The organism is Cyclobacterium plantarum (genome assembly GCF_011290685.1).
Classification (GTDB): Bacteria; Bacteroidota; Bacteroidia; order Cytophagales; family Cyclobacteriaceae; genus Cyclobacterium; species Cyclobacterium plantarum.
In genome coordinates, this window is record NZ_JAANYN010000005.1 from 1 (window position 1) to 25371 (window position 25371).

The window sequence follows — 25371 nt, forward strand, 5'->3', positions numbered from 1 at the left end:
TCCCAAAAAAGCCCGGAATCAAATATGAAACTGCTCAAACTAATCAAATTGCCATATATTAAAATCGAACTCAGGTTGGTAAATTATGCGTCTGGTTCATGTTTTTGTGGTTTTTCTTAAAGGTAGGTAACCTTTTATCAACCGCATTGTTTGAAAAAGGAATGAAGCATTTCATCACAAATCGAGTTACAATACTTTAATGAAAAAGGGCATCATTTTCTAGATGATATACTATTGGGAATTTGTTAAGCATTTAAATTAAACTCAGGCCATTAGTATAATTTTTTACGCTGTCTCTAAAAAATGAACTACCAAAGCGTTTATCTCTGATTCCATTTCACATGTTGTCTAGCTGTCTATCCACGATCTACCCTTGTCTTAAGGTAATTTGGGGTGATTTGCTATTCGGGTTTAAGATATATTTCTCAGGCTTGGAAATGGATACTGTGTCCTTTTGCGGAATATCCCAGCCTGCAGCGCTGCTCATGAGGAAGGCAGTAACACCCTCAATTTCTTCAATTCTTTTCATTCACCCAGTTTATTCATGACGGTTAGTTTTACACTATTCTTTCTCCTCATAGACACAGGAATCCATTTAGCACAGTAGCCTACTTTTGATGTAATTGATTTGACCATTGTGAATTGTCCGTTTTGGTTGGACTCATCTTCGCAGACCTAGAACCAATTGCAGTTGTTAAGAGGAATAGTTATTCAAAGGAATACTTGCCGGTTTAAAGTTTATCCCCAAGTCTTTTAGTGCCAAATCGGAACTGTAAACGATTTGAGGCTTGCCTAAAGGAGCTTGATTATTCAGCATTAAACTAATATCTGAAACCCTATAACTTTCGCTTGACAAAAGGTAGTTTTTCCCATGGATGTTTTCGGTTGAAGCCGCTTTGTAAATGGCATCAGCAACATCTTCTACATCTACCAATGCCCACAATACATCCATGTCATAGATCATTTGGATGAATGGGTTTGGGGCGATTTTATTCTTAAACAAAAATTGAATACCCGTTGAAGTGGAATCCTCCCTGTTTGACAATGATTTTCCCATGACACCCACAGGCGAAACAGAAGTGATTTCAAAATTTAGCTTGGGGTGGTCAGAAATGAATTTATCAACGGTTTGATTAGCAATGAACTTTGCCTGGGCATAAGGAATACCTTCGTCGCTCATAAATGGTGTATCAAATTCAGTGATTTGATCACTTTCAGTTTTTCCCGTAGGTAAAAATGGAAAGTTTGTATTGTAGGCTGCCACGGATGCAATAAATACGACTTTTTCAATTCCGGGAGTTTTTAGAACTGCTTCAAGAAAGTTTTCCGTTCCTTTGATGGTCGGATCAAACAATTCTTTCTGAAGGTCTTTCACATCCAATTGAAAGGGTGTTCCTCCGTGAATTACGATTTCACAGTCTTTCAAAAAATCAAGCAACTCTGATTTGTTTTCAACATCAAGTTGTGCAATTTCCAAATTTCCAGCCTTTTCGAGACTGAGCAAATGTTGGTACTTTTCTTTTTTGGAAAGGTCTGTTGTAGATACTTTTACCTGGTATCCTTCATTCAAAAACTTTTGGGTGTTATAGCTTCCTATAAAGCCTGAACCCCCGATGATGCCTACTTTTTTCATGGGTTTATGTTTTGTTTTTTAAAGGTCCCCCCGATTAGTCGGGGCAGGCTATGGAATCTTTGACGATTAAAATAATCATTGCCCTGCGTGTTTAATGATGATTTTAATCGTGTCGATTTCATAATTGTTTAATTAGGTTTTACGTCTGTTCTATTTTCGACTTTTCTGATTATGTTACTGTCAGTTCAGTTGGTTTTAATTCTCGGTGGCTGTTGTATATTTTTCATCTAGAATTCAGAGAAGAACTAGAATTCTTGTAAGTAAAAAAACCGTATTAGCTATCATGGACTCAAGCAATACTAATCCATTGCTTTGGTAGAATACATGATCAATGGAATAAAGCAAGCCTCAAGATGTTGGCTTTGTAGCAGCATTTACCAAATCCCAGAATTCTTCCCGGTTGTTGGTGCGGGGAAATGCTGTTGTGGGGGCCTCTACGTTTAAAAATGCGCACAAAGGTTCCCATCCTTCCTGTACCTGATATACCAGTAGTTGTTCGGGTGGGATCAAAGCCTTCACTGCTTTATTATGTGCTCCGTATCTTTCTGCCAGGCCCTCAAAATCAAGACCCATTGGAAAACCTGATTTTTCAATCACCTTCACCACCATATTGAGCCATTCCTGAACGGGAGCGGGTGTGTTTTTCCGGTCGGTAAGCAATTTGTAGATCGTAGAACCAAAGCTTTCTGCCCACGATTCTTTGCTGCGGTGTGTTAAAATAAACTTAGCATTCGGATACCTTGCAAACAGCTCTTTGTAAAAGGCAGCCGTAGGCCAATCAACGGCGCTTTGCATACCTTCATAAACAGCGGCAAAATTAGTCGGGTGATTCAATGCTTCATTCCAAAGGGGTAGTTGGACGGGCATGTTTTGCGCCACCCGCTCCATGTGGTGGCAAGGACCCAGTTGCAGTGCCTCAAGTGCTGTTTTCAATGAATAGGTGCCGGTTCTTCCCAGACCTAATCCAATAACTTTTAATTCCATAAATAATCTTTTTGTTTACTAACTGCCTACAATAAATCGTTTTTCGGCGTACCCTTTTTTGAAAATTGTTCCAATGATAGGATAGTTGAATCCACTAGTTTTTCAATACAATTCGGAAACGTGCCTTTCCTGATTCCAGATGTTCCAAAGCTTCATTTACCTTTGACATGGGGAATTCTTCTGTAATCGGATAAATGCCATGTCTAACACAGAATTCCAACATGGTTCGTGTCAGGGCCGGGCTTCCAAGAGGGCTACCTGCGACAGATTTTTCTCCCATAATCAGGGAAAATGCAGGTATGGCCATCGGTTCCAAAACCGCTCCTACATTGTGAAATTTTCCTTTTGGGGCTAAAGCGGTCAAATAGGCATTCCAATCTAAGGTGACATTGGTCGTGTTAAGAATGAAACTCAAACTTCCCGCAATTTTGGCCAGTTCCTCTGGATTTGTGGAATCCACAACCTGCGTGGCCCCCATTTCCAGGATGGACTTCTTTTTATCAGGGTTGGAGCTAAAAGCAATTACTTCACAACCCCATTTGTTCAGGAATTTGAGTGCCATATGGCCCAGGCCTCCAATGCCAATGACGCCAACTTTATCCGTTGCTTTGACTCCGGCTATAATGATAGGGTTAAACACGGTAATGCCACCACAAAGCAAGGGTCCGGCTTTGTCCAAGTCGATACCCTCAGGCAAGGGAATAGCCCAGGACCAATGACTTCGCACATGGTCTGCAAAACCACCATGTCGGCCACCAATAGTGAACTCGGCTGTACTGCATAGGTGATGGGAGCCATTCATACACTCATGACAGGACATGCAGGAACCAGAAAACCAACCCACACCGACCTTGTCCCCGACTTTTACATTCTTGACAGCTTTACCTGCCGCGATTACTTCACCAATGATTTCATGCCCGGGGACAATGGGATAGGCAGTCATGCCCCAGTCATTATTCATCATACTAAGATCTGAGTGGCAAATGCCACAGTTGATTACCCGGATATCGACTTGTTCAGCACCTGGTTCTTCTAATTCGTAGGAAAAAGGCGTTAATTTTTCATGGGGGCCATTGGCGGCATAAGCGGATACGTTCATAGTTTTGATTTGGTTTAAAGTGGGGGTAATATCGAATGGGTGTAAATTAAATTTTTGGATTTTAACCTTTATGATGCTTTTCTTTTTACTTAGTTAAGGCATCATTTAATTTTTTCGTATCCACATATTGTTGAAAACCAACCACTTTCCCATCCTTAAGTGTCCAGAAATGCGCCACTTGCGCATCATAACTGTTGCCATTATTGCGTTTGGCATCATAGCGTAAGGTGGCCAACACTTTATCATTGAACATCTCGTGCAGCTCGATATCCTTCAAGTTAAAATATTCATGTTCCTCACCAATGCGGGCAAAAACACCATTCAATACCGCTTCCGGTCCTTTGTATGGATTGCCATCTGCATAGGCATTGCCTTCAGCCTCATTCCAAATGATATTGGAATCCATCATTTCCAAAACTGTCGGGATATCGCCTACGGCAAAAGCTTTGTAAAGTCCTTCTATTACAGCCCTATTTTTGGTGACATTTTTTAAATCATCTTTATGTGTTTTCATAAAATTCTTTCTGTTTTAATTTGTTAAGTTACTTTATAACATTTCCAAAGTTCAAAACTTTGGAAAAGTAAGTTATTATGGTTTATGTACTTCCATTTCGATTTCAATTAAGAATTCCGGCATGGAAATATCCGTAGGCTATGGGTCTCAATCAGAAGTATTCTGGTTTTCTGATTTCATAGGAATCGTTTATTTGAATCGTATATTTTTTGATTTTGGGAAAATCAATGATGGACTAAGGTCTGGCTATCAGTAATAAAGCACATTAAAACTTACCCTTTTAATTTTTGAAATGAAAGCCATCAAGGACGAGGCCACCCCTTTTTTGTCCCATTGTATCGATTTATTTTCTTTTGATCAATTGGTCACTCTTTTCTGTTCCTCTTGGGAGCCTACTTTTCTGTCCCTGGTTCCTTTGATCTTACTGTTTCCAAACTTGTAGGTGTAGGTAGCCATGAACACTCTTTTTTCAAACTTGAGCCTGCCCGAAAATTCTAAATCAGCACCATCAAATGATCTCCACCTGAGTTGACTGGTTTCGAGTATGTCGTTGCAGGATAACCTTAACACCCCTGCTTTTTGGAAGTCCTTTTGGATTCCCAGATTGAGAAAGCCCCGCGAAAGTACCTTGTAATATCCCATGATACTGGGAGACATATAATACCCCATCAACTCAATGGTATATTTTTTGGGAAGTGTAAAGGTATTGGTCAGCACTACCTGAATACCTTTCTGATCTACATCATAAGCCTCTCCATTCAGTTCTGAATTGACTTTCTGATAATTTGCCGTGAAGTTGTTTTGGGTTTCCCACCAGGAAGTTATTTTCAAGGGGAAAGCGACAATCATGGATACCGTCTGCCTTTGGTCGATATTTTCTGTTTTAAGGAATACGGTGTTGGTCTCTTCATTTAGGGTAGGTTGAAATTGTGCAATTACATCTTTATCCATACTATGCTGCACCGAGAAAATCCAACTTTTGTAGGAATAATCTGTTTTGAGGGTATTGGTATAGGTAGGGAGGATGTTTTCATTGCCGGCGAAGAAGGTAAAAGGGTCAGAAAAAAACACAAAAGGTGCCATTTCATTGAAGGTGGGACGGGTAATTCTGCGTCCATAAGACAGCTGTACCAGGTTGTCAGTATTGATTTTTCTGGATAAATATGCCGTTGGAAAGAAATCCCCGTAGTGTCTGTCAACGATTTTTTCTCCTGAAACGGTCGTCAGGTTGGTTTTGGTGTTCTCGTACCTTAACCCGGCATTTAAGGTCGTTTTTTCATCAAATTCAATTTTTGCTGTGGAAAAAGCTGCCAATATATCTTCTTCGAGAAAGCCATCATTGGTGAAGTTTGGATCAATCAGCCAATCTGATCCAAGTTTCTCTTCGAAGAGAACAGTATTGGTAAATTCTGAAAAAGTGCCCCGGACACCTGATTCTACGGCTACTGATTCCCCTATTTTCATGGAGTGGTTAAGATCTGTCACCCAAAGCTCAATGGGTGTATCTTTGGTTATTCTGAATTCTTCTGAACCGATCAAATCATTGGATTCATCATAATTCATAATGGTATACCAGGATGGATTTGAATTCCTATAAGTGAGATAATCCACATTTGTGCTGATGACCTGCCCGTTTTGAAAGGTATGCTGAAGATTGATATTGCCCATGATATGACTCCATTTATTAACTTCTACCGTTGTCATTCTAAAAAGGGTATCCGGGGAGATGGAATAATTGGATTTTGTGACATTGGGTGCGGTCATATCCCAACGGTTAGTATAGCCACTGACCAAGCCACTGAAGATGGTGTTTGTACTTAATTTGTAGTCAAAACCTGCCTGGTAATTGATGGACTTTCTGGTGGAAAACCGGTCGGTGTTTGTATCAATACTAATGTCTTCAAATCCGTTGTTGTTGCCCCTAAATTGTTCCCATTCCTGAACCTGATCTACATAAGTCGTGGACAAAAGACCAAACCAACTGAATTTTGGCCCTTGATGGTTGAGGTTGACGCTCATATTGCCGTTGTAGCCAGATCCATAGCCTTGGCCGAGTGTAAGGGAACCGTTGGTGCCGATCATATCATTGTCTTTTTTCATCACAATATTGATAAACCCCGCATCTCCGTCCGCATCATAGTTGGCTGGGGGGACGGTGATGATTTCGATCTTTTCTACATCACTGGAGTTGAGACCGGCCAGCATCTGAAAAGCCGCCTCCAGGGGCATTCGGAACCGTTGGCCGTTCATCAGTATAACCACGCCGTTTTTCCCTAAAACGGAAAGCGAATTACCCTGTCTGTTCACCATTACCCCGGGAGACCTGTCCAGCACATCGATGACAGACAAACCCGCAGCAGAAACGCTGTTCGCCACATTGACCACCATTTTCCCCTGTTCCAACTCAAATAGTGGCCGGGTGGCCGTTACTGTCACTTCATCCAGGTTATGGTCCTCTTCTTTCAATAAGATAGCCGCCAACTCATTTTTTTCAGTTCCCAAGAAAGGGAACAGAGGGGAATAGCTTTTAGCATATCCCATGATCGTCACTTCTATAAAGTATTGCCCCTTTGGAATATCCGAAAAAATATAGTTGCCGGATGCATCGGAAATAGCCCCTTTGATCAGGGAGGAGTCCGGTTCGTTCCTGAGCAATACACTGGCATAGGATATCCCTTTTGACTGGGAATCAAACACTTTTCCCTGGATCGTTCCTTGAGAAAAAACGCCAGAAGCCAATAAACAAAGCAGTACGGCAATTAATGGGGCCTTCATTAGGTTATAATAAAATTTTTAGTGGGTTACTTTTTTTCAGCTTCAACTCTTCAAGACAAGCCAAAAAATGCCTCTTGATCGGGGAAATAAATCTCCTTGGCGATCTTAGATCACCAAAAGAAATATGACATTACGAAGTGGGTGATTTACTCAATTAGCAGGAGGAGTTACCTTAAAACCCTGCGTTTCTAGAATATTGAGCATGTCATACCAATACCGAATGTGAGTTATTTTACCCTTTACCACTGTGGCGGCTGTATGATATGGCACTGCTATTGTTTTCCCATTTGCCTTGTTTGTAAGCGTGTTTATCCCCCATGACAGGATCCATTCGCCCTCATTCCAGTTATTGGTAACCTTGATCGGCAGATAAAGCTCTTGCGAAAGGCTGTGCCTGTAGGTATTGGTGCTTGCAGTGTAATATTCTTTGTGCTGAGTTACAGTAAGGGAGTCCAAGCCTCCGCCCAAACCATAAATCATGGCTCCTGCTTCGAATTGGGCGTTCATTGTGGCCACATCACCTTCCTGAAGTGCTTTCGTGTAGGTCTGGACTACTTCCATCGCTTTTGCTGCATTCTGAAATTCGAGCGTAGCTTCCTGTGCCATTGAAACAAGTGTTGTCAGCAACAGCAGGAATAGAGCTGCCAAAATTGTTTTGAAATTTTTCATTAGGATTGGGTTTGATTATTTAGAAAAGGAAAGTTTTATCGGGTGTCATGTCAACGCGTGAATGATGGTTAAGGCGGTAGTAGGTTTTGAGTCAGGTCAAGGCACAAAAAACGGGCATAGCCATAACTATTTGCGGCTTTTTGTAACGCTGAGATGGCTCAAAAGACGCACTGGATTAACTTGTAGGTCTAGGCTTGATATGACACTGGTAGACGTTAAAAGTAAATAGATTACCAGTGATCGGAAAGTAGGTCAGGACGAAAGGATGGGTTTACTGTCCGGAGTCCATGGAGTTCTTTTCCGAGCAGGATTTGAAGCATGGGCCCTAAGCCCCATTTGGAAAAATAAACATCCACACACCAAAAAGCGGGGGAAAGTATGGCCGCTTCGCCCGTCAAATATCAAGGAGAACTTTACCTATTTTGCAGCATCCAATAGTATTCCCTCGCGAAAAGCATTTTTGCTGCAGATGTTTGTGCCATCAGACAGTCGAGTTTGGAAAATCTTCGGATCTTCAATTCCAGCCTTGGATTTTCGGAATCGGCAAAATGCGCATTTGCCCCCATCCCTATCCTTATTAACGTCCAACCATTGGCTGCATCAAAAAACTTATAGATTTAATATTCTATTTTGAGTAAAATTTTATAAACATAAAATAAATAATTTTATATTCTGTTTACTAAACAATGTGCCATCTATTTTTTTTAAAAAATCCAATTTTGGACGAATGGAATTTGAAACTGTATTAATTACCTTAATTTTTTTCCCGATGATTATTTTTAATGGTAAAGAAAAAAGTAGTTCCCTCACCGACTTTGGAATCCACCCAGATCGTTCCTCCGTGCAGTTCCACAATTTTCTTGCTGACTGAAAGCCCTATTCCATTGCTGTCTTTGCTGGGGTTCAAGGATTTAAATATTTTAAAAATTTGCTCATACTGGTCCTCTGGAATTCCCATACCATTGTCTCTGACCTGGAAACTAACTGTCTGCGGATCGCTATTCTGACAGGAAATCAATATTTCCGGAGGGGAGCCGCCCCTGTATTTAATGGCATTGCTGATCAGGTTAGTGACCAATCGCTTGAAAAGAATTGGATACACCTGGATCTCGTCTACCTGTAGATTCACCTGGATGCTACCAGCCAATTCTTCCAAATCGCTGTCAAACTGCCTGGTAATTTCTTTCATCAAGCTGGGCAGATTGACAAATTCTAATTCCTCCTGGGACCTGCCGGTTCTGGAATATTCCAGCAGGTTATCAATCATTCTGTTTAATTCTCCTGCAGAGGAGAAAATGATATCAAAATAATGGTCTCTTTTCTTTAAATCTAATGTTTCTCCCTTTTTCCTGATCAGATCCAGGAGGCCCCGGATGTTTCGAACAGGAGTCTTCAGGTCATGAGAAGCCACATAAGCAAATTCCTCTAATGCCGTGTTGACTTCTTCCAATTTATTGTTTTGCTCTTTTATTTTTAGGTTCAGCTTATGGATCTCCTCAAATTGGTCCTTTTGGTGGGTGACATCTGTCTGAATGGAAAAAAATCCGATAAATTGTTTTTCGTAATCGTACATGGGTTCGGCCTGAATCCGAACTACATATTTGTTTCCAAATTTTGAATAATTGATCAATTCCACATCAAATGGCTGTGTTTTTTTGATGGCATCGGACATGATTCTGATGATATCGGAATCACTTTCCTCGCCCTGAAGTAACCGCCCCGGGATCATTCCAATTGTTTCGGCGGCCTCATAGCCTGTCATGTTTTCGAAGGCCTGGTTGGCAAAGGTAATCCGGCCAGCTGGATCGGTGATCAGGACGGCATTGCTTGTCTGCTCGGCAATAAGGGCCAATTTGTATTTTTCAATATCATCAAGCATCCTTTGGTGAATGTCACGGGTGGTGACCAGGATTCTTGATTTTTCGGGATTGGCCTGATGCAGTTGTTTAAAGTTAGATTCCATCCACCTGAAATTTCCCTTTGCAGTTTTGAATTTAAAATGAATCAAACCGGGATCTTTGTGCTTGCTGAGGTCAGCAATGGCTTTTTTCCAGCGAGCCTGATGAATGGCATCGGACACCTGATCGAGAAAATTCAGTTCATACATTTTCTCAAGGCTGAATCCGGTGATGTCAAAGCCTGATGGAGAGCAATATTCTACCTTTCCCTCAGGTGAAATAATGGTTACCAGATCCCTAAGGTTGTTGGTGATGAGTTCGAAAATTTCATTTTGGCTGTGGTGTTTTTGTTTTAGCGCCAGCAGACTTTGATCGGAAATTTCCAGCGCCCTTTCCATACGGCTGCTCTGGGAGATGTCCACAAACACCAACACAACCCCCTGTATTTCCTTTTTAGGAGTTTTGAATGGTGATATTTTGAGCAAATATTCTTTTTCATTAATGTCTTTCACCTGTACCTGAAAGGGGACCAGGCTGGTAAAGACCTCTTCGATCCGGTCCAGGAAATCATCCAATTGTACTTTTCCCCTAAAATGGCTGATGTTCCGGCCAATATCATGGGGCATCAGGTTCATGATCTTTTTGATTTCCGGGGTGAATTTGCGGATATTTAGATGGGAGTCCAGAAAAAGTAGGGCAATCTCTGTGTTTTGAATCAGGTTGTTGAGGTCATTGTTGGCTTCTGAGAGTTCCAGGTTTTTTTGCTGGTATTCTGCATTTACCGTATAAAGTTCCTCATTGACAGATTCCAATTCTTCATTGGAGCTTTGAAGTTCTTCATTTGCCGCCTGCAATTCCTCATTGCTGGATTCCAGTTCCTCTATTGTGGTTTGAAGCGTTTCCCTATTGACCCGGAGTTCCCGTTCCAGAATAGTGATTTTCTCCATAGATGCCGTGCCCATGTCTATTTTTACGGTTTCGGATTGGGCTGTGGCGGTGTTTTCGGGTTCGAAAGTTATAAAAAGATGGACAGTGTTATCAATAAGGTCCGTTTTATGGACGGTGACTTTGATTGATTCCTGATCTTTGAAGTATTCACTAAGGTCCTTGGTTACGGCTACATTATTCAGGGTAATGGGTTTGCCGGAATGAATTACTTTATTGGCTACCACCTCCAATGGTACTGCAAGTGATTCAGGAAGCATTTTCATTACGTTGGAGCTGATTTCACCCGCAGGCAGCCGCAACCATCGGTTGGCATTTCCAGTGGTGTGGAGCAGATTAAAATATTCATCCGTCACAATGGAATCCGGTACGTAGGCCTGAATAAGGGCATTTTGGATTTCATTCATCAATTTATTCCTCCCCGGAGCTGGGCCATTCCCAGAAGTGCTCCCCTGTTGGTCCTGGCCATAGGTAGCGGCTGTCTTTGCTTTGGGAGAGCGGATTTGCTGGATAAATTTCTTGTTTTCCCGGTTAATGAAAATTTTGTTCTTTTTATCAAATTCGATGAATTCTTCAGCGGATTTGCCCAATGATTCACTGGATCCCAAAAACAAAAATCCCTGGTTTTTCAGGGCATATTGGAAGATGGAAAAAAGTTGTTGCTGTATCGTATCGTTGAGGTAAATCAGGAAATTCCTGCAACAGATCAGGTCAATTTTATTGAATGGGGGGTCTTGAATAACATTGTGAGCTGAAAAAACGATCATCTCCCGGATTTCTTTTGAAATAGTGTAACCGGACCTATGGGGGATGAAATAGGTACTGAGGTACTCAGGGGGTATTTCTGCACCGATATTTTCAGGGAAAATTCGATTGGCAGCCAATTTAATGGCTTCTTTATCCAAATCAGTAGCAAATATACTGACATCGTACTGCAGGCGGTGCATGCGGAGGTAATCTTTTATCAGAATGGCTATGGAGTAGGCTTCCTCTCCTGTGGAGCAGGCAGTCACCCAAATCCGGATGAATTTGTTGTCTTTATTGGCTTCAACCAACTGGGGAACAACCTTGTTTTTGAGTGCTTCAAAAGCCTCATCATCTCTAAAAAACCGCGTCACTCCAATCAATAGCTCCTTAGACAATAAATGAGCCTCAGTAGAATTATTTTCCAAATAATCAAGGTAGTCTTCCATAGCTGAAAAACCTAAAAGGCTCATTCTCCGGCCAATTCTTCTGGACACGGTTGTATATTTGTATCCTGTAAAATCCACATGGATTTGATCCAAAACACTTTTCAAAATTTCTGAAATCACATTCTTGCTATTGCTGGATTCCAGTTTCTTGCCGCTCAACTCAATCCTGTTTAAAAAATAAGCTTCCAATTCCTGGTGCATTTGCTCCACGGTGCAGACTTTATCTACGGCGCCTGTGTTGATGGCATTTTTGGGCATTCCGTCAAATCTCGCTGTTTCGGGCAGCTGTGTCAACACAAGCCCTCCCTTTTCCTTGACATGCTTGATTCCCTCCGATCCATCACTTCCTGTACCGGAAAGCACAATGGCACAGGAATTTTCATGTTGGTGCACTGCCAGAGAATAAAAAAAACTACTGATTGGAAAGCTCAGCCTTCGGTCTTCCTTTTCGCTTAAGGAAAATTTCCCATCCAACAGCTCTATAAATTTTTTGGGTGGATTAAGGTAGATTGTCCCTTTTTCTACCGGCATTTGGTGTTGGATGATTTTGATGGGTAGATCCGTATGCCTTGCGAGCAATTCATCCATTAAGCTCTTGTGGTTTGGGGCCAGGTGCTGTATCAAAACATAGGCAAAGGATGAATCGGTTTTGGCATTTTCAAAAAAAATTTCCAAAGGCTCTAAACCTCCTGCTGAAGCTCCGATGGCGACAATAGGGAAATCAACTTTCATTTTCAGGTGGAATTTTTAGATAATAGAATAATACAGTAGCCGGGCGAATTTTTTAAAGTTACACAATAAAAGTTGACATCTCCAGGATTGTGCTTTTCCTTCCTTCCCCGTTTTGGATTTAAGCTTTTGATCTCCCGTTTGGATTTTTATTTTTTGGTATGGAGAAATAAAAAGTGGATCCCTCCCCGGGGAAGGAGTCCAGCCAAATTTCTCCTCCCCAGGATTCTATATGTTTTTTGGCAATGGACAGGCCAATGCCGGTGCCTGAATATTTTTCCCTGTTGTGCAATCGCTGGAAGATAATGAATATCTTTTCAAAAAATTTAGGGTCTATGCCTATTCCATTGTCTTTGATTCCTATTTTCCAAAAATCATGCAATTCTTCTGCGGAAAGTTCAATTTGAGGATTGCGATCTTCAAATGAATATTTGATGGCATTGTCCAATAAACAATGAAATGTCTGTGTAAGTGGCACTTTATAGGAATGTACTACAGGAAGCCTTCTTGCGTTTAATTTGACGGATTTCTCAGTAATGATCCTTTTTCTTAAAAGTCCGTAGTCGGTTATTATTTTGTTCAGGTCTACTTTTTCTAAAGTATCCATCAATTTTCCAGCCCTGGAATATTCCAAAAGATCCAATATAATCTGTCTCATCCGGCTGGCTCCATCAGTGGCGAAGTGAATGTATTGATGCCCCTTTTCATCAAGTCGATCACCATATTTTCGTTTCAATTGATCCATGAAACTGGAAATCATTCGTAAAGGCTCTTGCAAATCGTGGGATGCGATGAAGGCAAATTGTTCCAGTTGTTCATTGGTGAGTTCAAGTTGGTGCGCATATTCTTTCAGGGATTTGTTGAGTTCAACAAGTTGTTGTTCAAAATGCTTGCGTTCCGAAATGTCGGTCATGGCACCCACCATTCGAATGGCTTTTCCCTGTTCGTTTCTGATCACTATCCCCCTGTCGATGACATCTGAAAAGGTTCCATCACTTTTTTCAAAACGGTACTCTGAGGACCAGTTGTATTGATTAGGTCTGTCGAGTATCTCCTCTTTACTTTTCATGACACCTTCCTTGTCATGCGGATGAATGTGCTTTGACCAGGAATCGAGTGAAGCAGTGGAATTGTAAATTCGGTATCCGAATAACTTTTCGAAGCCACTGCCCCAATACAACGTACGGGCTTGAATATTCCAGTCCCAAATCGCATCATTGGTGGCTTCTGTTACTTTTTCAAAGCGTTCATTGGCTTCCTGCAGTCGGATATCAGCTTCTTTCCTCAAGGTTACATCTTTGAAATAAATGGACAATCCCTCTTTTGAGGGATAGGCAGCTATCTCAAACCATTTCTGCAATGTAGGATAGTATTCTTCAAAGTTGACGGTTTCCCCTGTTTCCATTGCCTGCTGATATTGCCGGTAAAAGTCGGAATCTATGGCATCCGCATAGGCCTCCCACAAATTTTTTCCGAGGATATCCTTTCTTTTGCGTCCAAGGAAATTTTCAGCTTCCTTATTCCAATAAGTCACCATCCAATCTTTGTTTACGCTGAAAAATGCATCGCCAATGCTCTCAAGGATGTTGTTTTTTTCCTGGTAGGCTTTTTCAAGTTTTACTGCCGCCTGTTTACGCTCATCTATATTCTTGAAATAGGCGGAAAGTCCATCCCCGGAGGGGTAGGCATTCACTTCATACCATTTGCTGTCTCCGGGGAAATGGTATTCAAAGGATTCCGGTTTTCCTGTGGCCACTACCCGGTGGTAAATTTCATCCAGGGGAGTGTTTATGGCTGCAGGGAAAACCTGCCAAATATTTTTCCCGACTACATCCAAGGCTTGTTTTTGCAGCAGATTTTCCGCTTCCCGGTTGAAATAGGTGAATTTCCAGTCACCATCTACTGCATAAAAGGCATCCGAAATACTTCCCAAAATCTCTTGAATTTGAAATTCCAGCGATTTGGAGGAATGGATATCCTGATAACTGCCATATATTTTGACACATTTCCCCTGAACAAATTCGCACTTACCTATGCATCGTACCCATTTTTCTTTTCCTGAAGCGGTGATGATGAGCAGTTCCTCGTCAAAGTCCTTACCTTCCTTTATCAGGAGATCCACTGCTTGTTGTATGCGCAGTTTGCTTTTTTCGGTATAGAATTCAAACCCACCGGTTAGGGATGGGTTGTAATTTTCGTCCACCTCCAGGATTTGCCTGGTCATTGGTGACCAATACATCGCGTCTCCTTCCTGGTTGATCAGGTCCAATTCCCAACTGCCTATCCGGGCCATTTCGGTAGCCTGTTCCAGAAGTTCTTCGTTTTTTGCCTCCTGGCTAATATCAAGTATCAGGGAGTTAAAAGTGACGGATCCATCAGGTAAAAAATAAGGTGAGCCAAAACCTAAATGAGATTTAACTTCTCCTTCAGGCATAACGTATCTCCACTTAGCCGTCCATTTGGTTTTTGTTTTTACAGCGTCCATGATGCTTTCCTGCACCTCCTCGAAATTACCTCCGGCTTTGATTTGATTCCATACCAATGCGTTGTTTTGTATGACTGCCTCCGGACTAAAACCCCAAAGCTGCAGGGATCCTTTGGAAACATATTTTAAGGCATCTGTTCCATCGGGATACAGGCGGTATTGGAATACCACACCGGGTAAATTATCAGCAAGTGATTGCAGGCGTACTTCAGTTTCTTTTCGTCCGTGAATATCCTGAAAGCTCCCATAAATCCGATGGCATTTATCATTGATCATCTCTGCATTCCCTATCACCCTTACCCATCTTTCCTGCTGTTTGGCTGTCACCAAAATGGCTTCAAAATCAAAAGGAATACCTTCGGATATGCATTGCTCTACTTTTTCATTTACAATCCCGAGATAATCCTCCCGGTAAAAGTTGATAGCTTTGTACAGATCTGGAACAAATGTTTCAGGATCCGTTTCGTGAAGCTCGTGTACCATATCTGACCAGTACAGTTTATTTTCTGTAAAATCGATTTCCCAACTTCCGATTCTGGCCAGTTTTGAAGTGTGCCGGTTCAACTCCTGGAGTTTATTTCGTTCGGTTATATCCTCGCATATGGCCACAGTACTGATGGGTTTGCCCAATTCGTCCCTGATGAATGCCACGTGAATGCGGACCCAAATAACTGTACCGTCCTTTTTAATATAACGCTTTTCATTTCTGTATTCCTCTTCTCCCCGGGCTGCCCTGCTGAATACTTCCCAATCTTTTTCTCTGTCATCGGGGTGGGTCAGCTCTAAAAAACTCATCTGGAGGAGCTCATCAGTTTGATAACCCGTAACGGACTCATAATAGGAGTTGACCAGAACTATTTTGCCATTTGAAGGATCAACTTGTGCAATTCCCAACGAGGCAATTTCAAAGATGGTCCTGAATCTGCCCTCACTTTCCCGGACTGCCTCCTCGGCTAATTTACGTTCGGTTATGTTTTGGGTAAGAATGGCTATGTCCTCACCCATAGGTACAATCACGAGCCGCAGCCATGTAGGTTTAGCAATAATCTCCCCCACATAGACTTCTTCCAAAATCGTGGAATCCCCTGTATTGGCTACATGGATAAATGATTCCAATAATGCTGTGTTCCTATGTGATGGTAATAGGTCTAATAGCTTCCTGCCTACCACATCATTCGGGTTCGTTCCGTTAATATTTGCAATTGCCTGATTTTCAAAAATCCAGGTAAAGTCAACCACCTCCCCATTATTATTGCGTAAAGGATGCAATATTGTAAATCCATCGGGAGAGATTTCCTGAGTGATTCTAAAGCGTTTCTCGCTTTCGCTCAGCTTTTTACTGGTCTCGATCAGCCGGAGCTCCAATTCTTTTTGATTGGTGATATCCTGTACCGTGCCTTCAAATGCTTTGCGTTTTCCGTTTTCACCCTGCTCCAACCGGCCGAGTTCATGTACCCAACGGATAGTTCCATCGGGCAAAAGAATACGATGGATAAAATCATATTCTTTTTCACCATTGAATGCGGAGCGTTGCTCCTCTTTGAATTTTTCCCGATCGTCTGGATGGATGGTTTGGAAAAACTTATCGACATCCGGTTTAAAGTCCTCTTTTTTTCGTCCCCATATTTTATATACTTCATCCGACCAAATCAGTGTGTTCGCACCCACTTCTGAGTGCCAGTATCCCAACTTGGCGATGCTTGAAACCGCTTTCAATTTCTGTTCAGCTTCCTTTAGCTGTTTAAACTGCTTTTCCTCCTCAGTCACATCCCTGCATACTACCATCATGCTTGCTGTGCCCAAATAATCCACTTTGTGGCCATTGATATCCATACGGATGAGTTCACCGTTCTTTTTTTTGTGGGTGAAAATCCCGAAATAAACATTGCCCTCCTGCTTTTCTATACCTGAATGAGCGGAAATCAATTTTGGAATATCCTGACTGGGGCGAAGCTCTTTTAATGTAAGTTGTAGAAATTCCTTCTCTGTATAGGCATAATGATGTATTGCGGCCTGATTTACATCCAGGATTTGAAATGTTTCCAAATCATAAACCCATGAAGGTATTGGGTTGAAGTAAAAAAAAGTGCTGTAGTCGGGTTTGGGCTTGTTCATTTTTCATTGATTTCCGGAAAGTCCAAAAGCTGTCATTAATGGTTTTGATCAAAAAGGGCATTCTATTTCATAAAAAGCACGGATACAGGTAAAAGTATAAATAGAAACAGGGCATAAATGGATAAGGTAATGATGGTAAATATACCCATAAACTTAAATAGCGATTTTAGATTTTCAAATCCTGAAGTAAGGGATTGTTCGTCATTTCCCGTAATCCCCAGTTTAATTTGCCTGGAAAACCTGTGCAAATAATTGATGGGAAAATAATAGACAACTGCGATCACTAAATAAATTAACCCTACACCTCTCAGGTTAAGGTTATTGTCCATTACCGGATTAAAAAAGGAAAATCCTATCAAGACCACCACTGCCATAAGGATGATTAGCCCAATGCCCACATAACCTACTATTGCCAGGAATTTGCCCCATTTACTGGTTTCTAAAAGGTAATTTTTTATCTCAAAAGGAATGGGGGACGAATTGGCCGGTTCATTATCTTCCATGGTATTTGATTTTTGGTTGAAGTTTTTTGTCATAAGATGATATCATAAGTTTTAGTACATCCACCAATTGATTTGGGATACAAAACGTCTAATACCATAATGAATATAAGTCAAAATGTTGACTGCTCCAATGGATTATATCCTTAAATGTAATCCCTAGGTTGAAATTTCTGATTTCTATTTGGCAAGGGAGTATTTTTTACCTGACCAAATGATAAAGCCGGTGATTGGAAGAGAGGCCGCAACCAAAGCCGCAAAAAAAACCAGCATCCTACCAGGAAGCCCCAGAATACTTCCAAAATGGATGTCATAAACCATGCCGTTAATTTTTTGGAAGGAACTCCTCTCACTGGATAAACCGTTTAAAAAATGACCCTCGATTTGTTCTCCGGTGTACTGGTCATGGTAATAATGGTCGATCGCATTTATCCCTTTTTTTGGCTCAATTACGGAGAGGTGGATGGGGTCGTCTTTTTCATGAGGTATACTGATCCTCACCTCAGATTCGGAAAAGGTTTTATGGTACTCGGCTATCAGTCGATTCAAAACGTCATCGTTTACAGCTAATTGCCCGGTATCCGGAAGTTCTGAATGCGGGCTTTCCCAGTTCATTTTATTTTCGCCACTTAGCTGCTTTATCGTTTCTCTTACGGTACTGAAACCCCAATAAATACCGGTTATAATCGCAAAAATCAGTATCCAGGTGGCATAAAATCCAAGGACAGTATGCAGGTCACGATTCTTTCTTTTGGGGGAACCGTACCAGTTGATGCGGAAATTACTTTTACCGGGCCAACCCCTGATTGGCCACCAGATCACCAGGCCGGAAATGAGCAGGGGTAGCGCCAATAAAGTCACCCAATGCACGATTTCTCTTCCTACATTACCCAATAGCAAATTCCTGTGAAGTTTTTTTATACTATTGAGCCAGCCCTTATTCATGTCTTGCAAATGAATAAGTTCTGCGGTATAGGGATTGAGTTGTGCCAGGTAATAGGTGCCGGGAGCATACAATAATACTTCAATACTGCTTTCCGGGTCCCGGTATAGGGCTGTTCGAAAATCTCCTTCGGGAAAGTTTTTTTGCAGGGTATTTCTTACTTGAGAAATAGAAACAAAGGGACTGTCCTTTGCATCCACGTCTTGCTTGTAGGCAATACGGCTCAGCTCTGGTTCCCAACTGTATAATGCTCCGGATAAGGAGATGATAGTAAACAACAGCCCGATACTTAGCCCAAGGAACAGGTGGATTTTGGTCAGGAACTTTCGGAAGGACATGTACTTAAATGGTATTCGTTTAATGGCAAATCAAGGGTGAACGGATAGCCCTAATTCCACTTCAAATTATCGGCAGCCGGTGCGATCAATCAATGGGCGTCAATACGATATTCCGGTAGCTGACCTTTCCATGATCTCCCTGTAAATATATGGGCCCCGCTGCGAGCACATCGGCACTCATGGCTCCACCGGTGGGTCCCCAGGCGGGCTCATTATCGATAATTTTTTTACCATTTAACACCACCGTTACGTGACGATCTACCAGGGTGATGTCCATGGATTGCCATTCTCCTGCAGGTTTTTCTGCAGCCATGCTGGGTGTAATGCGACTGTACAGCGCCCCCATATTGTGCGAATCAAGCGGTTTGCCATAGGAATCAACCACCTGGATTTCATAAATACCTCTTAAGTAGACCCCGCTGTTATTTCCTTCTGGTACGTTTACCTCCAGGGTCAGATTGAAGTCTTTGAATTCTTGCTGGGTACGAATATTCCCATAGGAAATGTGTGCCCCATTTTCTGGTTGTACGGGATCATTTACCATTGTGCCGTTTTTCACTGCAAAACCATTTTTCTGGTTGGGATTCATTAATACCCAACCACTCATGTCCTTACCGTTAAATAAAGCAATGGGTTGTCCGTAAGTGACTTTAGACAGCTCTGGTTTTTCAGGCATGGGAGGCATCCTGCTACCGGTAAAATTCGATTGGTATTCACCATTCCTTCCCGGTCCTGTCATCGTTCCTTTCAGGGACTCTCCGGTTTTCTTAATTCGGAGCGTATGGGTAAGGGTATGGCTTCTTTCCTCACTTTTACGTGAGAAGCTGGTTCTTGTGACTACCAGTGTATTATCGTCAGCCAGGTAAACATTCGCCACAGGCAAAACACTCCCTCCAATCCACAAAAGTTCGGCATCGAGATACCCCTTATCTTCGTTGACATGCAACCAACCAACACCTCCGCCTTCGATTTCAAGACCCCACATGCCAATAAAGGGGTTATCCAGCTGGTGGTTGTTAGAAAAGGCGTTTCCAAAGCTGCAAATTAGGATAAACAGCGATAAGATAGGGCAGATAGGATGTTTCATTGTCTTATAAATGAGTAGTTTCTTTTGTTTTGCTCCCAAGCCAGGGATGAAAACCGAATGTACTAATAATTTTAAATTAATGCCTCATTTTTCCTAGCTATCGCATGTTTGTTAGTAGTCTTCTTTTGGCATTAATTGAATCAAATAGATTTTATATTGTCAAAATTAGCTGTAGCTTTATCAAATTACGCCTGAAAAACACCTATAAAATAGAATGAGTATGAAAATATTTGTTGCCAGTCTTCCTTTTGAAATTGATGATTCCGAGTTGAAGGGTTTTTTTGAACCCTTTGGAGAAGTAAGCTCCGCAAAAGTGATAGTTGACAAAGCCACCGGCAGAAGCAGGGGCTTCGGCTTTGTAGACATGCCAGACGAAGGAATGGCAAAAGCGGCGATAGCCCAACTGGATGGAGCTGATGTTGATGGACGTACAATAGTGGTAAAAGAATCAGAAAAGCAGTAGTACTTTCCCTTTGCCCAATGTTTTCCTTGCTGATTGGAATATGCAGGCTTGATCTTTTTTATTTTTCCTTTCATTTCTTCTGACTGGCTTCCAACAGGCCTGCTTGCTTTTTTTACCGTTTTCCTATTTTTTGTTTGGCTACTATACCCGACCCGGTTGACTTGTCCTATTTGGGATGTTGGTGCTGGATATCTTTTATCAAGGGTTAAATTCCCCGAATGAATAAGCTGGAATTACAATAGCCTTTCGTATATTTCCGCTTCAAAAGCTCAAAAAAACCAATTCAATGAAAAATTCAAGAAATTCGTATCTGACAGCTACATTAACCATTTTGCTGATTTTTTCGGCATTTTACCAATCCCGAGCCCAGATTCAGGCCCCGGCTCCAAGTCCAGCCAGTTTTGTATCTCAGCAAGTGGGTTTTACAAAAATCAGCATAGACTATTCTTCCCCAGGGGTAAAGGGGAGGACAGTATTTGGAGAACTTGTTCCTTTTGGTGTGCCATGGAGGGCTGGTGCCAATGCTCCTACAACCATTGAATTCAGCACTGCAGTAAGCATTGGAGGAAAGACGCTCAACGCTGGGAAATACTCCGTTTTCATTACACCTGCGCAGTCTGGTGACTGGACCATTCACCTCAACAGTAAAGGTAATGCCATCTATGCATACATGCAGGGTGAAAATGTAGATGCTGCTGCATTGGCGAAGGATGATGCTGTTGCTATCAAAGTAAGCCCTGAAATGATGGAAGATGCACACGAAAGACTTTCTTACACCATATCAGCAGCAGACAATAAGGTGGCCAGGGTAATATTTTCATGGGAAAAGACAAAACTATCATTCATGGTAGATACGCAAGTGGACCAAAAAATGGAGGGTTTCAAAGCCGCATTCAATTAACCTGGGGTTTCATTATATTCGTTGAGACAACGGGATTCCAGAATTACCGGAAGATGTATGAAAGAAACCTCCCTGTGGAGGTTTCTTTAGTTTCAGGGAGGCCCAAAAGGATTCTGGGTTTCAGCTGTCTGCAAAGTCTCTATTTGGTTTAAGAATCTGGCTTTACCTTTCCTTGTTCAGAAAAATAGAGCAGGAGAGTTGAAGTTTTATAGCGGATTTTTTAAATCGATTGAATTGGGAAGTGGAAAAGTTGCGCATTTACGGCTTGCTACAAAACATGACAAGCAAATTTTAAACTGCTTTTAATTTTGATATGACAACACCCACTTCACTTTTTTCAAACGCTTGTATTATTTTGAGAAAAAGCCTTATTGTCCTCAAAATGATTCAGGGCAATCTCGGATGCGATCTCAAAAAGTAGTGCGTCTGTAGATGTAAGCAAACAAGCCTACCCTGCTGTTGTTTTCGATGCTCTTTTCTATGATCCGATCGAGTTCCTTGAGCACATCTTGAATTGTAGTTGTTTCTGGCATAGGGTTACATGTATTACTACTAAGAAATAAATCAGGCTGGCTGAAAGATCGCTAACCAAGCGTGAAAACAGTGTATTCAATTGCAATCCGCCCATAAGTAAAACTATTTTTACACCAATGCGCATCTTTTTAACGGGGGATATCCAACCGGTGGGCGGTCCAAAGCGTAAAATAACCAGAAACGGGCCGACCTTTTATCTGTTTATAATTTTATTCGGCGTAGACCCAATTGATAAAGATAGGATCAAACCTGTCAGGCTTCATCTCCCCAACGATTTTTGTTGACTGAATTTCAACAAAAGCCCGACAGGTTTTCGGGTTTTAATGATACATTTTTTATTTACCGTCACCTTCGAAATTTTTCCGGGAAGGAATCTCATGAGGCTGGATTGGATTTATGACGGCACTGTTTTTGAAAACAAAAAATGTTTTTTTAGGGAAAACCATCTTAAAGGGAGAGATACATGGGGGGAGTGGTACCGCCCTTATTTTTTCAGGTATTTTACAGTCAAAATTCAGGGAGAAAATTGTTCAAATAATGCTTATATTGGGAATTCAACTGCTGCGGTCTTTCAACGGAGGTTTCCTAAAATACATCCTTAAAATTTCCAGGGTCTTACCCTGGGAGCGTATTTACTTTTGCCCAGGTATCAATTTGCGGAATAGAAAATGAATTTAACTATAGAAAACATACTGTTAGTTGGCTCAATATTACTTTTTATTAGTATAGTAGTAGGCAAAACGTCCTATAAATTTGGTGTCCCGACATTATTGTTGTTTTTAGCGATTGGGATGTTAGCAGGTTCTGACGGAATTGGTGGTATCCGTTTTGATGACCCAAAAGCGGCTCAATTTATAGGCGTTGTCTCACTAAATTTTATATTATTTTCTGGGGGGCTGGACACCAGTTGGACTTCCGTTAGGCCGATTTTAAGAGAAGGAATAGTTTTGTCCACATTGGGTGTATTTCTTACAGCCGTATCCCTTGGCACATTCGTTTGGTTTGTAACAGACTTTACGATTTATGAAAGTTTGTTATTGGGATCTATAGTTTCATCTACAGATGCAGCAGCCGTATTTTCAATTTTACGATCAAAAAGCCTGGCACTGAAAACTAATCTGCGCCCCACCTTAGAATTGGAAAGTGGAAGTAACGACCCCATGGCATATGTAATGACGATTGCATTTTTAACCTTGGTGATCAACCAGGACCTAAGCATTGTTTCCATCATTCCCATGTTTTTTCAACAAATGATTGTAGGAGGCATTGCGGGGTTTGCTTTTGGAAGAATTAGCAAATTCATTATTAATAAAATTGACTTGGACTTTGAAGGTCTTTATCCTGTTTTGGTGATAGCATTGATGTTTATTACGTTTTCTGCTACAGATTTTGTAGGAGGGAATGGGTTTTTAGCTATTTACATTTGTGCGGTTTACCTGGGTAATCAAGACCTCATCCACAAGAAAACGATTTTCAGAATGTATGATGGGTTAGCTTGGTTAATGCAAATCGTACTTTTCCTTACATTAGGCTTACTTGTTTTTCCTTCTCAAATTATTCCTTATTTCGGCATAGGAATGCTAATTTCATTTTTCCTTATTCTCGTTGCCCGACCCGTTAGCGTATTTCTGAGTTTGATTTTCTTCAAAATGAAATTGAGACGAAGATTTTACATTTCGTGGGTTGGATTGAGGGGGGCTGTTCCGATCGTTTTTGCCACCTATCCTCTTCTGGCAGGGATTGAAAATGCGAATATGATTTTCAACATTGTTTTTTTTATTTCCGTAACATCAGTACTTATCCAGGGAACAACGTTATCATTGTTTGCTAAATGGCTTAAAGTGGCTCTCCCAGAAAAGGCCAAAAAGATTACTGAAGTAGATCAACTGATCTTAGACCTCCCAAAATCATCCTTGCAGGAATTTGAAATTAAGCCTGATTATTATGCAGTAAATAAAAGAATTGTTGATTTAAATTTTCCAAAATCGGCATTTATTGTGATGATTAAAAGATCAGAAGAATATATACGGCCAGGTGGCTCAACGGAATTAGAAGCAAATGATATATTGATGGTACTTGCTGACAACCAAAGTGATTTCACTAAAGTGCAAGATTGTTTATTCAATCACGATAGAGAAACAAAACCCTAAACCAATGAAAAAGCGATTTATTATACTTATTGACTTTTCAATTTATTCGAATAACCTGATCCGGTATGCTTGTGAATGGGGTAAACAAGTAGACGCTGAACTGCTCCTGGTACATCAAACCATTGTTTTAGCACCTTCTCTTTCGGACAAGGAAAGCCGAAATCAAATTGCTCAACACACTAACAATGAATCTCTTCGGAAATTGAAATCCTTAGCGAAGGAATTGATTTCCCCCTCGATTAAAGTATCCTATTCAGTTTCGGAGAAAAATTTACTACTTACCTTAAACAACCTTATAGAGGAACCCTTTGATAATTTGATTTTTTCAGGGATCAAAGGAACAGGAATGCTAAAAAGAATATTTCTTGGTAGCGTAGCTCTTGAAATTATTGATAAAACAAAAAACATTATTGTAGCCATTCCTCAGGAAATTTCTACTTTTTCACACACAAAAATTTTTGTGGCAGTCACTGAAAAATACCCCTTGAATATTCAGGAATTAAACAGGCTTTTGAATTTTATTGACAAGGAAAACACAAACCTTACCTTTTTCTATTTGGCTAAACCCAACGAAAAAACGAAGGATATGGAAAAAAAGCTAAGAGGGTTAGAAGAATTATTTGCCGACAAGTTTGTTACAAATTTCGAAATTTATGAAGGAAGTAATCCTTTTGAAGATATTAAGCAAGTGATAAACAATAGAATTGATGAAATGCTGATCGTTCAAAAAGGCTCCCGTCTATTGACTGACCAACTTTTTAGAAGGTTTCTAATCAATGAGTTGGTTTATGAAGGACAAACGCCGTTAATTGTTTTACCCTGAAATCTGAAATTATGACCGACCCGACTTTACAGTTGTATTTGCCCTCTTTTATGGTTGTGGCTACCTGTTTGATTATTTTTTGGAATCAGTTCCGAAAATTTAAGCCCTTTACCGTGATAGCAGGGACAAAAGAAAGAATTTTTCAGTACAATCGAATGAAGCGTGTGAGTTTGATTTTTTGGATTATTTTTTCAATTTTTGGGATAATGACGATTATATACTCCGTTGTTCCTGATTTATATTTTGTATTCCTACCCCTTGATAAGTTTCATCATCCATCAATAAACCTTATGGGCTTACTGATCATGCTGCTGGCAATTGTTTGGATTTTCATTGCGCAAATTAATATTGACAAGGAACTTTACAAGTTTTCGCGCGACATAGAAAGTTTATCAGCGATGGAACTATTGCATTACTCAGAGAGAATGTTGCTTTCAGGAATGTTGGTTCTGTTTATAGGCTTTTTTACAACCATTACAAACATCATCGGTTTACTACTCATAGCATTTGGGGCCTTCGCTTATATTAGCATGTTTGGTACCAAATCACGGCATGAACAATATTGATCCAGGGAATGAAAAGATCAATTATGG

18 protein-coding genes are annotated in these 25371 nt (G+C 41.0%); 5 read left to right on the forward strand and 13 right to left on the reverse strand.

All coding sequences use genetic code 11. The annotated features are described in order from the left end of the window. Positions 1-367 precede the first annotated feature (367 nt). The 12 genes from G9Q97_RS12325 to G9Q97_RS12380 all read right to left on the reverse strand — a co-directional run bounded on the left by G9Q97_RS12325 (position 368) and on the right by G9Q97_RS12380 (position 19907). Positions 368-529, reverse strand: a complete 162-nt coding sequence (locus G9Q97_RS12325; RefSeq protein WP_166147294.1) for a hypothetical protein — start codon at positions 527-529, stop codon at positions 368-370. Between the two features lie 165 nt (positions 530-694). Beyond that, entirely contained in the window at positions 695-1633 is a 939-nt protein-coding gene (locus G9Q97_RS12330) for an NAD-dependent epimerase/dehydratase family protein (protein ID WP_166147296.1), read from the reverse strand. Between the two features lie 348 nt (positions 1634-1981). Further along, positions 1982-2617, reverse strand: coding sequence for a sulfotransferase family protein (locus G9Q97_RS12335; protein ID WP_166147298.1), 636 nt, complete (start codon positions 2615-2617; stop codon positions 1982-1984). A gap of 94 nt (positions 2618-2711) precedes the next feature. Then, positions 2712-3716: an NADPH-dependent aldehyde reductase Ahr gene (ahr, locus tag G9Q97_RS12340; protein WP_166147300.1), complete on the reverse strand. Its 1005-nt coding sequence runs from the start codon at positions 3714-3716 to the stop codon at positions 2712-2714. A gap of 85 nt (positions 3717-3801) precedes the next feature. Beyond that, entirely contained in the window at positions 3802-4230 is a 429-nt protein-coding gene (locus tag G9Q97_RS12345) for a nuclear transport factor 2 family protein (protein WP_166147301.1), read from the reverse strand. 357 nt (positions 4231-4587) lie between these two features. Continuing rightward, positions 4588-7005: a TonB-dependent receptor domain-containing protein gene (locus tag G9Q97_RS12350; protein ID WP_166147303.1), complete on the reverse strand. Its 2418-nt coding sequence runs from the start codon at positions 7003-7005 to the stop codon at positions 4588-4590. A gap of 150 nt (positions 7006-7155) precedes the next feature. Further along, positions 7156-7674, reverse strand: coding sequence for a nuclear transport factor 2-like protein (locus G9Q97_RS12355; protein WP_166147305.1), 519 nt, complete (start codon positions 7672-7674; stop codon positions 7156-7158). A 754-nt stretch (positions 7675-8428) separates the two neighbouring features. Beyond that, a complete protein-coding gene (locus G9Q97_RS12360; RefSeq protein WP_166147307.1) occupies positions 8429-12442 on the reverse strand; it encodes a CheR family methyltransferase in 4014 nt (1337 codons plus the stop codon). Between the two features lie 118 nt (positions 12443-12560). Continuing rightward, positions 12561-17039, reverse strand: coding sequence for a PAS domain S-box protein (locus tag G9Q97_RS12365; RefSeq protein WP_166147309.1), 4479 nt, complete (start codon positions 17037-17039; stop codon positions 12561-12563). 62 nt (positions 17040-17101) lie between these two features. Next, positions 17102-17542 carry a DUF5362 family protein gene (locus G9Q97_RS12370; RefSeq protein WP_166147311.1) on the reverse strand — a complete coding sequence of 147 codons (441 nt, stop codon included), beginning with the start codon at positions 17540-17542 and terminating at the stop codon, positions 17102-17104. A 177-nt stretch (positions 17543-17719) separates the two neighbouring features. Next, the gene (locus tag G9Q97_RS12375; protein WP_166147312.1) at positions 17720-18820 is read right to left on the reverse strand and encodes a PepSY-associated TM helix domain-containing protein; all 1101 of its coding nucleotides are present in this window, start codon (positions 18818-18820) and stop codon (positions 17720-17722) included. Between the two features lie 85 nt (positions 18821-18905). After that, a complete protein-coding gene (locus G9Q97_RS12380) occupies positions 18906-19907 on the reverse strand; it encodes a 3-keto-disaccharide hydrolase (protein WP_166147314.1) in 1002 nt (333 codons plus the stop codon). Positions 19908-20127: 220 nt separating this feature from the next. Between G9Q97_RS12380 and G9Q97_RS12385 the strand changes: the two genes are divergently transcribed. Both G9Q97_RS12385 and G9Q97_RS12390 read left to right on the forward strand, forming a co-directional pair. Continuing rightward, the gene (locus G9Q97_RS12385; protein WP_166147316.1) at positions 20128-20370 is read left to right on the forward strand and encodes an RNA recognition motif domain-containing protein; all 243 of its coding nucleotides are present in this window, start codon (positions 20128-20130) and stop codon (positions 20368-20370) included. A gap of 286 nt (positions 20371-20656) precedes the next feature. Further along, entirely contained in the window at positions 20657-21271 is a 615-nt protein-coding gene (locus tag G9Q97_RS12390; RefSeq protein WP_166147317.1) for a DUF2911 domain-containing protein, read from the forward strand. Positions 21272-21681: 410 nt separating this feature from the next. Here G9Q97_RS12390 and G9Q97_RS25225 read toward each other — a convergent pair whose 3' ends face one another. After that, on the reverse strand, positions 21682-21804 hold the full coding sequence (locus G9Q97_RS25225; protein ID WP_262889475.1) for a hypothetical protein: 123 nt from the start codon (positions 21802-21804) through the stop codon (positions 21682-21684). Between the two features lie 669 nt (positions 21805-22473). On the opposite strand from G9Q97_RS25225, the gene G9Q97_RS12395 reads away from it, so the two are divergent. The 3 genes from G9Q97_RS12395 to G9Q97_RS12405 are packed head-to-tail and all read left to right on the forward strand — an operon-like array spanning position 22474 to position 25344. After that, positions 22474-23955 (forward strand): potassium/proton antiporter, encoded by a 1482-nt coding sequence (locus tag G9Q97_RS12395; protein WP_166147319.1) that lies wholly within the window; start codon positions 22474-22476, stop codon positions 23953-23955. Between the two features lie 4 nt (positions 23956-23959). Next, a complete protein-coding gene (locus G9Q97_RS12400; protein WP_166147321.1) occupies positions 23960-24778 on the forward strand; it encodes a universal stress protein in 819 nt (272 codons plus the stop codon). A gap of 11 nt (positions 24779-24789) precedes the next feature. Then, positions 24790-25344: a hypothetical protein gene (locus G9Q97_RS12405; RefSeq protein WP_187357724.1), complete on the forward strand. Its 555-nt coding sequence runs from the start codon at positions 24790-24792 to the stop codon at positions 25342-25344. Positions 25345-25371 lie beyond the last annotated feature (27 nt).

Coding starts and splice junctions, on each gene's coding strand:
- G9Q97_RS12325 (WP_166147294.1), bottom strand. CDS start 529: ATGAAAAGAATTGAAGAAATTGAGGGTGTTACTGCCTTCCTCATGAGC.
- G9Q97_RS12330 (WP_166147296.1), bottom strand. CDS start 1,633: ATGAAAAAAGTAGGCATCATCGGGGGTTCAGGCTTTATAGGAAGCTAT.
- G9Q97_RS12335 (WP_166147298.1), bottom strand. CDS start 2,617: ATGGAATTAAAAGTTATTGGATTAGGTCTGGGAAGAACCGGCACCTAT.
- ahr (WP_166147300.1), bottom strand. CDS start 3,716: ATGAACGTATCCGCTTATGCCGCCAATGGCCCCCATGAAAAATTAACG.
- G9Q97_RS12345 (WP_166147301.1), bottom strand. CDS start 4,230: ATGAAAACACATAAAGATGATTTAAAAAATGTCACCAAAAATAGGGCT.
- G9Q97_RS12350 (WP_166147303.1), bottom strand. CDS start 7,005: ATGAAGGCCCCATTAATTGCCGTACTGCTTTGTTTATTGGCTTCTGGC.
- G9Q97_RS12355 (WP_166147305.1), bottom strand. CDS start 7,674: ATGAAAAATTTCAAAACAATTTTGGCAGCTCTATTCCTGCTGTTGCTG.
- G9Q97_RS12360 (WP_166147307.1), bottom strand. CDS start 12,442: ATGAAAGTTGATTTCCCTATTGTCGCCATCGGAGCTTCAGCAGGAGGT.
- G9Q97_RS12365 (WP_166147309.1), bottom strand. CDS start 17,039: ATGAACAAGCCCAAACCCGACTACAGCACTTTTTTTTACTTCAACCCA.
- G9Q97_RS12370 (WP_166147311.1), bottom strand. CDS start 17,542: ATGGAAGATAATGAACCGGCCAATTCGTCCCCCATTCCTTTTGAGATA.
- G9Q97_RS12375 (WP_166147312.1), bottom strand. CDS start 18,820: ATGTCCTTCCGAAAGTTCCTGACCAAAATCCACCTGTTCCTTGGGCTA.
- G9Q97_RS12380 (WP_166147314.1), bottom strand. CDS start 19,907: ATGAAACATCCTATCTGCCCTATCTTATCGCTGTTTATCCTAATTTGC.
- G9Q97_RS12385 (WP_166147316.1), top strand. CDS start 20,128: ATGAAAATATTTGTTGCCAGTCTTCCTTTTGAAATTGATGATTCCGAG.
- G9Q97_RS12390 (WP_166147317.1), top strand. CDS start 20,657: ATGAAAAATTCAAGAAATTCGTATCTGACAGCTACATTAACCATTTTG.
- G9Q97_RS25225 (WP_262889475.1), bottom strand. CDS start 21,804: ATGCCAGAAACAACTACAATTCAAGATGTGCTCAAGGAACTCGATCGG.
- G9Q97_RS12395 (WP_166147319.1), top strand. CDS start 22,474: ATGAATTTAACTATAGAAAACATACTGTTAGTTGGCTCAATATTACTT.
- G9Q97_RS12400 (WP_166147321.1), top strand. CDS start 23,960: ATGAAAAAGCGATTTATTATACTTATTGACTTTTCAATTTATTCGAAT.
- G9Q97_RS12405 (WP_187357724.1), top strand. CDS start 24,790: ATGACCGACCCGACTTTACAGTTGTATTTGCCCTCTTTTATGGTTGTG.